Annotated in this window: 6 protein-coding genes; 1 reads left to right on the forward strand and 5 read right to left on the reverse strand. The window is 65.2% G+C overall.

Annotated features, from left to right (window positions below; genetic code table 11):
• Positions 1 to 43 precede the first annotated feature (43 nt).
• The 3 genes from AAHM38_RS22640 to AAHM38_RS22650 form a co-directional block, all read right to left on the reverse strand.
• Complete coding sequence (locus tag AAHM38_RS22640) at positions 44 to 505, reverse strand: DUF3617 domain-containing protein (protein WP_116576868.1); 462 nt, start codon at positions 503 to 505, stop codon at positions 44 to 46.
• Positions 506 to 615: 110 nt separating this feature from the next.
• Entirely contained in the window at positions 616 to 1458 is an 843-nt protein-coding gene (locus AAHM38_RS22645) for a winged helix-turn-helix domain-containing protein (protein WP_039373296.1), read from the reverse strand.
• A gap of 868 nt (positions 1459 to 2326) precedes the next feature.
• Positions 2327 to 4195 (reverse strand): phosphoenolpyruvate carboxykinase (GTP), encoded by a 1869-nt coding sequence (locus AAHM38_RS22650; RefSeq protein ID WP_116576867.1) that lies wholly within the window; start codon positions 4193 to 4195, stop codon positions 2327 to 2329.
• A 426-nt stretch (positions 4196 to 4621) separates the two neighbouring features.
• Here AAHM38_RS22650 and AAHM38_RS22655 point away from each other — a divergent pair, with 426 nt between their 5' ends.
• The gene (locus AAHM38_RS22655) at positions 4622 to 5650 is read left to right on the forward strand and encodes a D-2-hydroxyacid dehydrogenase family protein (RefSeq protein ID WP_116576866.1); all 1029 of its coding nucleotides are present in this window, start codon (positions 4622 to 4624) and stop codon (positions 5648 to 5650) included.
• Between the two features lie 30 nt (positions 5651 to 5680).
• Here AAHM38_RS22655 and AAHM38_RS22660 read toward each other — a convergent pair whose 3' ends face one another.
• Both AAHM38_RS22660 and AAHM38_RS22665 read right to left on the reverse strand, forming a co-directional pair.
• On the reverse strand, positions 5681 to 6571 hold the full coding sequence (locus AAHM38_RS22660) for a DODA-type extradiol aromatic ring-opening family dioxygenase (protein WP_116576865.1): 891 nt from the start codon (positions 6569 to 6571) through the stop codon (positions 5681 to 5683).
• A 101-nt stretch (positions 6572 to 6672) separates the two neighbouring features.
• Positions 6673 to 8106, reverse strand: coding sequence for a dihydrolipoyl dehydrogenase family protein (locus tag AAHM38_RS22665; protein WP_015856126.1), 1434 nt, complete (start codon positions 8104 to 8106; stop codon positions 6673 to 6675).
• Between the last annotated feature and the right edge of the window lie 30 nt (positions 8107 to 8136).

The raw sequence follows: 8136 nt of genomic DNA on the forward strand, positions 1-8136 counted from the left end.
GCTGCATGCGCAGTCCGGCCGTTGTCTTTTGGGGCGACGTCGCTCAGGACTTGCAGGCGCCGATGTAGCGGCCCTGGTAGTGGAAGCCGCTCTTCATTGGCCCGAACTGCGGATGCTGGTACTGACCACTGCCGCTAATGTTGTACGACGTCGGCGTGAGCGGCCCGCTGGCTTCCAGCACGCCCTTGCCGCCCTGCGGGTCTTCGCATGACAGCGTGACCTTGAGCATGCCCAGCGTGTAGTTCCAGCGCGTGAGCTTACAGCCTTGCTGATCACGGCGGATGGAACGCTCGAACATGGCGCGCACGTCGCTGGCGTCGTTGGCGCTCAGGCAACCGCGTTCAGGGCGGCTCGGCACTTGGCGGCCTTGCTCGTCAAAGTGCGGCAACGGCTTGCCGTTCAGCGTCGCGCTCGTCGTGCTTTCCCACAAACCTGGCGTGACTTCCTGGGCGTGCGCGCCCAATGTCAGTCCAGCCAGCAGTACACCGCTGTGCCACAGCTTCATATTGAATTCCTTGATGGGGCGAGATCACGCACGGCCCCATCGCGGCCCGGCACGAGCGGCGATGGGGTCGGCGGTCAGGGATGTGCGATACGCGGCGTATGGATCTGGGCTCAGACGCCCAGGCGCACCGGTTCCTTGGCCAGCGAACGCGACGTCGGCATGTGGCCGTACGACGGAAGTTCGGCCTTGCGGGTTGCGGCTTCCAGTTGCATGCCGATCGCTTCGGCAGCATGCGCGGCCGTCGTGCCTCCAGTGCCGGCCACGAGCCGATAGCCGCCGCCGCGCACGGTCTGGATCAGGCCGTCGCAAGGCGTACCGGCCAGCGCCACGCGCAGCTTGCGCACGTGCACATCGACCGTGCGCTCACCCACGAAGACATGGTTGCCCCAGACGCGGTCCAGCAGCTGCGTGCGCGAATGCACGCGTTGCGGATGCGCGACGAGAAAGTGCAGCAGGCGGAATTCCAGCGGGCTGAGCGCAATGGCGCGGGGGCCGGTTTCGGTTTGCGCAGTCACACCCAGCGTGAGCGGATCAAGGCGCAGGCCGTTGACCTGCAGGATGTCGTCGCCATGCTGGTGCGGCGCGCGGCGGCGCAGCACAGCGCGAATGCGGGCGTGCAGCTCGCCGGTGTCGCACGGCTTGACGACGTAGTCGTCGGCACCGGCGTCAAGCGCGGCAATCTTGGCGCGCGCATCGCCATGACGGGACAGCACAATGACCGGCAGGCCGCGCGTCTGCATGTTGGCGCGCAAGGCCAGCAGCATGTCGATCGACTCGCGCTCGGGCCACGTCCACTCCATCAGGAGCAGCTCCGGCATGGCGGCCAGTATCGCAGCCTGCGCCTGGCCCGGATGGCTGACCCGTTGAACATCGTGTCCACCATCACGCAGGGAAAACGACAGACGCTCCCCCTCTGCCTGGTCGTGTTCGACCAGCAAGATCTGAATACCCACTTTGTAATACCTCCCGTCTAACCAGCCGACACACTCCGGCGAGCAGCCTCGCGGCTGCGCTCTGCTGTCTGCGGTGCGCGTTGTTATGAGTGCCATGCGGGCAATTGCGCCTGTGCTCGCATGTCTTTTCTTGCGGGCGCTGTTGCCTGGCCGTCGGCCTTGCGCGGATCGTCATGCTGCTGTTCCCGTCGACGATCGCCAGCGGAGCCTCCTGGGTGGTGTCCAGGGTGGTCCTGAGAAAGGTCTGCAAGCCCCTCGGTGCCAGTCGCAGCGTGCCGGACCATGCAATCGTTTGCACAGTGTGCGGTATCGCTTACGCGCAATCCGAGCCGGCGCCCCCCCGAGCGCCGGTGAAGCGGGGATCCCCCACCTCCTTTGGCATAAGGCTTGTTCGCCCTTTCCCGTTTCCTCTAGTCATGAACCCCCCTCTGGCTCAGAGAGAAAGGATTCCGTTTTGCCGGATTATAAGAATCCCGTAGGAATTCGTCACGCAGGAATTTTGAAATTTCGAAATTCATTCAATTCCCCCGCGAACCGGGATGTGGAACGGTTGACGTGAATTCTTCATAAAGCTAAGCCCGGCAACGTTCTTGGCCGATAGCATGCGTGCAATGATTCAAGTCTGGCATAAATGCATAACGATTATGCTCGCGCCGGCATAATGATCGATTTCATGTGTGCGCCGGTATTTTTTTCAAAACAATCGGATTCGCTAAAAATCAATTGGTCTGTTTTGTGGCAGGGGTAATTCGCGCGATTTAAAACTTTAGGATTACTGCTCGTTGTTTGGGCAACCTGTTGTGGGCGGACGCAAAAAAGCCCGCGCGAGGCGGGCTTTCTTATCCTGATGCCGAGGAGGCAGCGGGCGTCAGCCGCTCAGGCGTTCTTCCAGGCGGGTCTTGGCATCGGGCAGCGCTTGCGGAAGGCCGTGCGCCAGTTTCGTGAACAGCTCGTCGTGCAGCGCCAGCTCTTCCTTCCAGGCCGCTGCATCCAGCGAGATCACCTTGGCGAACTGCTCGGCCGTGAAGTCCAGCCCATCCCAGCTCAGTTCTTCGTAGCGCGGCGACACGCCGAATACGTGCTCATCGCCCTGCGCCCGGCCTTCGATGCGATCGACCATCCACTTGAGCACGCGCATGTTCTCGCCAAAGCCCGGCCACACGAACTTGCCGTTTTCGTCCTTGCGGAACCAGTTCACGCAGAAGATCTTCGGCAGCGTGGCGCCGCTCTCGGCAAGCTTCTCGCCGAGATTGAGCCAGTGCGCGAAATAGTCGGCCATGTTATAGCCGCAGAACGGCAGCATGGCGAACGGGTCGCGACGCACCACGCCTTGCTGGCCGGCGGCGGCGGCGGTGGTTTCCGAGCCCATTGTCGCGGCCATGTACACGCCTTCCGTCCAGTCGCGCGCTTCGGTCACGAGCGGCACGGTGGTCGAGCGGCGGCCACCGAAGATGAACGCATCAATGGGTACGCCGGCCGGGTTGTCCCACTGCGGATCGATCGACGGGCATTGCGCGGCCGGTGCGGTGAAGCGGGCGTTCGGATGCGCTGCCTTGCGCCCGGTTTCCTTGGCGGTCTCGGGCGTCCAGTCCTGGCCTTGCCAATCGATGAGATGTGCCGGCGGCGTGTCGGTCATGCCTTCCCACCAAACGTCGCCGTCGTCCGTGAGCGCCACGTTGGTGAAGATGACGTTCTCTTTGAGCGTGGCCATCGCGTTGAAGTTGGTCTTCTCGCTCGTGCCCGGGGCCACGCCAAAGTAGCCGGCTTCCGGGTTGATGGCGTACAGGCGCGTTTTGCCGTTGGCGTCTTGGCGGGGCTTGATCCAGGCGATGTCGTCGCCGATGGTCGTCACCCTCCAGCCGTTCAGGCCTGCAGGCGGAATCAGCATCGCAAAGTTGGTCTTGCCGCAGGCAGACGGGAAGGCGGCCGCCACGTGATAGGTCTTACCTTCCGGCGACGTCACGCCCAAGATCAGCATGTGCTCGGCCAGCCAGCCCTGGTCGCGGCCCATGGTGGAGGCGATCCGCAGCGCAAAGCATTTCTTGCCCAGCAGCGCATTGCCGCCGTAGCCCGAGCCGAACGACCAGATTTCCCGCGTTTCCGGGAAATGCACGATGTACTTGGTCGGGTTGCACGGCCACGGCACGTCCTTTTCGCCGGCGGCGAGCGGCTTGCCGACGGTGTGCACGCACGGCACGAAATCGCCGTCGGTGCCCAGCACGTCGTACACCGCGCGGCCCATGCGGGTCATGATGCGCATATTGACGGCCACGTACGGGCTGTCCGACAGCTCCACGCCGATGTGTGCGATCGGCGAGCCCAGCGGGCCCATCGAGAACGGCACCACGTACAGCGTGCGACCGCGCATGCTGCCGTCAAACAGGCCGTTCAGCGTCTGGCGCATCTCGGCCGGGGCCGTCCAGTTGTTGGTGGGGCCGGCGTCTTCCTTCTTCTGCGAGCAAATGAAGGTGCGGTCTTCAACGCGCGCCACGTCCGACGGGTCCGACAGCGCCAGGTACGAGTTCTTGCGCTTGGCCGGATTGAGCTGCTTCATCGTGCCGGCGGCCACCATTTCGGCGCACAGGCGGTCGTATTCCTCTTGCGAACCATCGCACCAGACGATGCGCTCCGGCTTGGTGAGCGCCGCCACCTCGCCCACCCACGCGATCAGGCGCGGGTGTTTCACGTAATCGGGCACGTTCAATGCGGGCACGCCCTGCATCACGGGTTGATTCATGACCAAAACTCCAATGGAAGTGAGAAAGAAATCGGTGTCGGATCAGCACGGCGGCCGCGCCCAGCGGCGGGGTGGAAAGCGATCGACGGCGCATCGGAAGCGAGCCGGATCAGCGGTTTCCAGAGGGAGAGATGAGGCAGGCGGAGGGACGGGAGCCGTGCTGATTTCACATTCAGTTACAAAGCGGTGCACTGACGGAAGGTGGGTTTTTCCGGGCAGCGAGGGCCGCGTGCGCTAAAGTGGCGGGACCAAGGTCAACAGACCCTAGAACAAGGACTCGTCACCAGCGGGGCTGCGCAAATTGCGTGCCCGCGGCGGGCAATTCCAAACGTCGACACGGATTGTCGTGCGACGAGGGATGGGAAGAATACCACCGCGAGGGATCGCTGTTTTTTGCTGCGCACCATTGTTCGAAGTGAGATGTCGATGAAGATTGCCGTACTGGACGACTACCAAGACGCTGTTCGCAAGCTGGATTGCTTCAGCCTGCTGCAAGACCACGAAGTCAAAGTGTTCAACAACACCGTCAAGGGTGTGGGGCAATTGGCCGCACGCGTGGCGGATGTTGAAGCCATCGTGCTCATCCGCGAGCGTACGCGCGTGACGCGTCAGTTGCTTGATCGCCTGCCCAAACTCAAGATCATCAGCCAGACGGGCCGCGTATCGCGCGATTCGGGCAGCCATATCGATCTGGACGCCTGTACCGACAAGGGTGTGGTCGTGCTGGAAGGCAAGGGTTCGCCCGTGGCGCCTGCCGAGTTGACGTGGGCGCTGGTGATGGCCGCGCAGCGTCGTATTCCGCAATACGTGGCGAGCCTCAAGCACGGCGCGTGGCAGCAGTCGGGGCTGAAATCCACCACGATGCCGCCCAACTTTGGCATTGGCCGGGTCCTGAGGGGCCAGACGCTGGGTATCTTCGGCTACGGCAAGATCGGCCAGCTCGTGGCCGGTTACGGCCGTGCTTTCGGCATGAATGTGCTGGTGTGGGGTCGCGAGGGCTCGCAGGAACGGGCGCGCGCCGACGGCTTTGCCGTGGCGGAATCGAAAGACGCCCTGTTCGAGCAGTCCGATGTGCTGTCCGTCCACCTGCGCCTGAACGACGAAACGCGCGGCATCGTGACGGTGGCCGACCTCACCCGCATGAAGCCGACCGCCCTCTTCGTCAATACGAGCCGGGCCGAGCTGGTGGAAGAAAACGGCCTGGTGACCTCGCTCAACCGCGGGCGACCCGGCATGGCCGCCATCGACGTGTTCGAAACGGAGCCCATTCTGCAGGGCCACACCCTGCTGCGCATGGAGAACTGCATCTGCACGCCGCACATCGGCTACGTCGAACGCGAAGGTTACGAGCTGTACTTCAGCGTCGCGTTCCAGAACATCCTCGATGTCCTGCAGGGCAACGTCGACAGCGTGGTCAACCCGACGGCGCTGGCGCCGGCGCTGATCCGCGCATAAGGCCAGTCGTTTGCCCGTCGCTTCCGTCAATCAAGCGGCGGCGCGTAGCAGCGGCTGATTTGCGCCCGCGCCGTCGAAGCGGAAGCTGTCCATGGCCAGCGATCCGTACGTCACCGTGTCGACCACGTGCTGGGCCTGCACGCCGCCCGGCGTGGCTTGGCCTGGCTGTCCCATTGCCGCGCCCAGCGCCACGTACAGCGGCATCAGGTGTTCGTCGGTCGGGTGGGCGTGGGCGGCGTGCGGGGCTTGCGCGCGGTAATCGCAGAAGCGGGTGAAATCGCCGCTTCGGATGCCGTCGGTCATCGTTTCGATCATCCATTCGCGGAAGGCCGTCACCCACGGCTCGACCGGCACGCCATGCTGCGCCATGCCCGGGCCGCGCATCAGCGCGCGCAGGTTGTGCGTGAAGCTGCCCGAGCCAACGATCAAAACGCCCTCGTCGCGCAGCGGCGCGAGCGTACGCCCCATCGCCATCTGGCAGGCGGGCGACAGGCCGGGCATCAACGACACCTGCACCACGGGGATCTTCGCCTCCGGAAACATCAGCATCAGCGGCACCCATGCGCCGTGATCCAGCGGCTGGCGGGGGTCCAGCACGGTGGAGGCCTGTTCTTCCAGCCCGGGGACGATGTTGCCGTCGATCAGCGTGCGGATGCGTTCAGCCAGGTCGGGCGCGCCCGGCGGCGCGTATTCCAGGGCGTAGAGCTGCGGCGGGAAGCCGCCGAAGTCGTGCCAGGCTTCCTGCTGGGCGCGAGCGGTGACGGCGGGCCGGCGCGTCATCCAATGCGGTGAAACCACGACGATGGCGCGGGGCTTGAGCGCAGCCATCTCTTGCCCGAGCGCCGCCAGCATCTTGCCGACGGGGCCCGGATCGGCCGCCAGCATGGGCGACCCATGGGACAGATAGAGCACGGGGAGCATGTCAAATTTCCTGAAGAATGTGTCTTCCATTCTGCGCCGACGCCGCGCCAGTAACGTGCATGGATTTGCAGGGCGGGATCAGGAAAATTGAACGAGTGCGCTTACATGCTCAGTAATTCCTCCGCCACCGTCGGGTGGAGGCCGACAGTCGACTGCAGATGCTTGAGTCGTACGCCCATGCGCACGGCCACCGCGAGCGCCTGGATGATCTCCGGCGCGGCGTTGTCGACGATGTGCGCGCCGAGCACGCGGCCGCTGCGCGCATTGCACACCAGCTTGATCAGCGATTCCATGCCCGAGCCCGCAAAGCGCTGCTCCAGCGAGACAAAGCGGCGGACGACCACGTCGATGCGGTCGGCCAGGGCGCGTTTGTCGGTGTCTGGGCCTCGTTTGCCAAGTTCGGGCCAGCGCGTGCGCGCGTCGGCCTCGGTCAGGCCCACGCTGGCGATGGCCGGATCGCAGAACACGGCCATCGGCACGGTGTTCATGTCAGGCAGCTTGATCCCTTTGCCGAACAGGCGTTCGGCCACGTAGCGGCCCTGCGCGACGGCCACGGGCGTCAATTGCAACGGGCTGCCGCCGCAGACGTCGCCGACTGCATGGACGCCGCGGGCGCGTGTACGGAAGTGGCGGTCGACGGCAATGCGCCCGTGCGCATCGAGCGTGACGCCTGCGGCCTCCAGGCCAAGGCCTGCGATGTTCGACGTGCGTCCGATGGCGCTCAGCATGCGCTGGGCGCGCAGCACGCGGGGAACGTCGCTGCCCTCGGCGCTCGCGTAGACGGCCACGCCGCCGCCGTTCACGGCATCGCGTTCGACGCGGACGACGTCGGCGTTCAGGATCAGGTCGACGCCGCAGCCGGCGAGCGACTGCGCAGCGGCCTCAGCCACCGTGGCGTCAAATTCAGGCAGCACGCGCGCATCGCGCGTCAGCACGGTGACCCGCACGCCGAAGCGCGCCAGCGTGGACGCCATTTCCACCGCGATGACACCGCCGCCCGCGATGATGAGCGAGGCGGGCAGCGTGTCCCAGCCGAACACGTCGTCGGAAGTGCAGGCCAATTCGGCGCCGGGTACGGGAAGCGGCGTGGGTCGCGCACCGGCGGCCAGCACGATCTGGCGCGCACGCAGCGTGGTCTTGCCGGACTCGGCTTGCACCCGGACGATGCCGCGGCCGCGCAGCGAAGCCATGCCGCTCAGCCATTGCACGCCGGCATCGGCCAACTGGACGACATGCGCTTCGTGCAGCCGCGCGACCTCGGCGCGCGTGCGGGCGATGGCATCGGCCCAGGCTTCCGAGGCGTCCGAGGTGTGCGCTGCGAGCAAGCATCGAGCCATCGTCTGCGACCAGGCGGCGCCGTAGCGGAGCAGTTTCTTGGGTACGCACCCGCGGTTGACGCAGGTGCCGCCCACTTGCGCGCGGTCGATCAGCAGCGTGCGCGCGCCCAGTTGCGCAGACCGGCGCGCAGCCGCGAGCCCGGCCGAACCGGCGCCGATCACGATCAGGTCAAACGCATGTGCAGGGTTTGCGGCCATGAAGTGTCCGTCGGAGAAGGATCGGCCGGA

This window comes from Ralstonia sp. OTU4908, assembly GCF_038440115.1.
In the GTDB taxonomy this organism is placed as follows: Bacteria; Pseudomonadota; Gammaproteobacteria; order Burkholderiales; family Burkholderiaceae; genus Ralstonia; species Ralstonia pickettii.

Excerpts from the sequence above, each read along its gene's own strand:
- AAHM38_RS22665 (WP_015856126.1), bottom strand. The coding sequence starts at position 8,106 with ATGGCCGCAAACCCTGCACATGCGTTTGACCTGATCGTGATCGGCGCC.
- AAHM38_RS22660 (WP_116576865.1), bottom strand. The coding sequence starts at position 6,571 with ATGCTCCCCGTGCTCTATCTGTCCCATGGGTCGCCCATGCTGGCGGCC.
- AAHM38_RS22640 (WP_116576868.1), bottom strand. The coding sequence starts at position 505 with ATGAAGCTGTGGCACAGCGGTGTACTGCTGGCTGGACTGACATTGGGC.
- AAHM38_RS22650 (WP_116576867.1), bottom strand. The coding sequence starts at position 4,195 with ATGAATCAACCCGTGATGCAGGGCGTGCCCGCATTGAACGTGCCCGAT.
- AAHM38_RS22655 (WP_116576866.1), top strand. The coding sequence starts at position 4,622 with ATGAAGATTGCCGTACTGGACGACTACCAAGACGCTGTTCGCAAGCTG.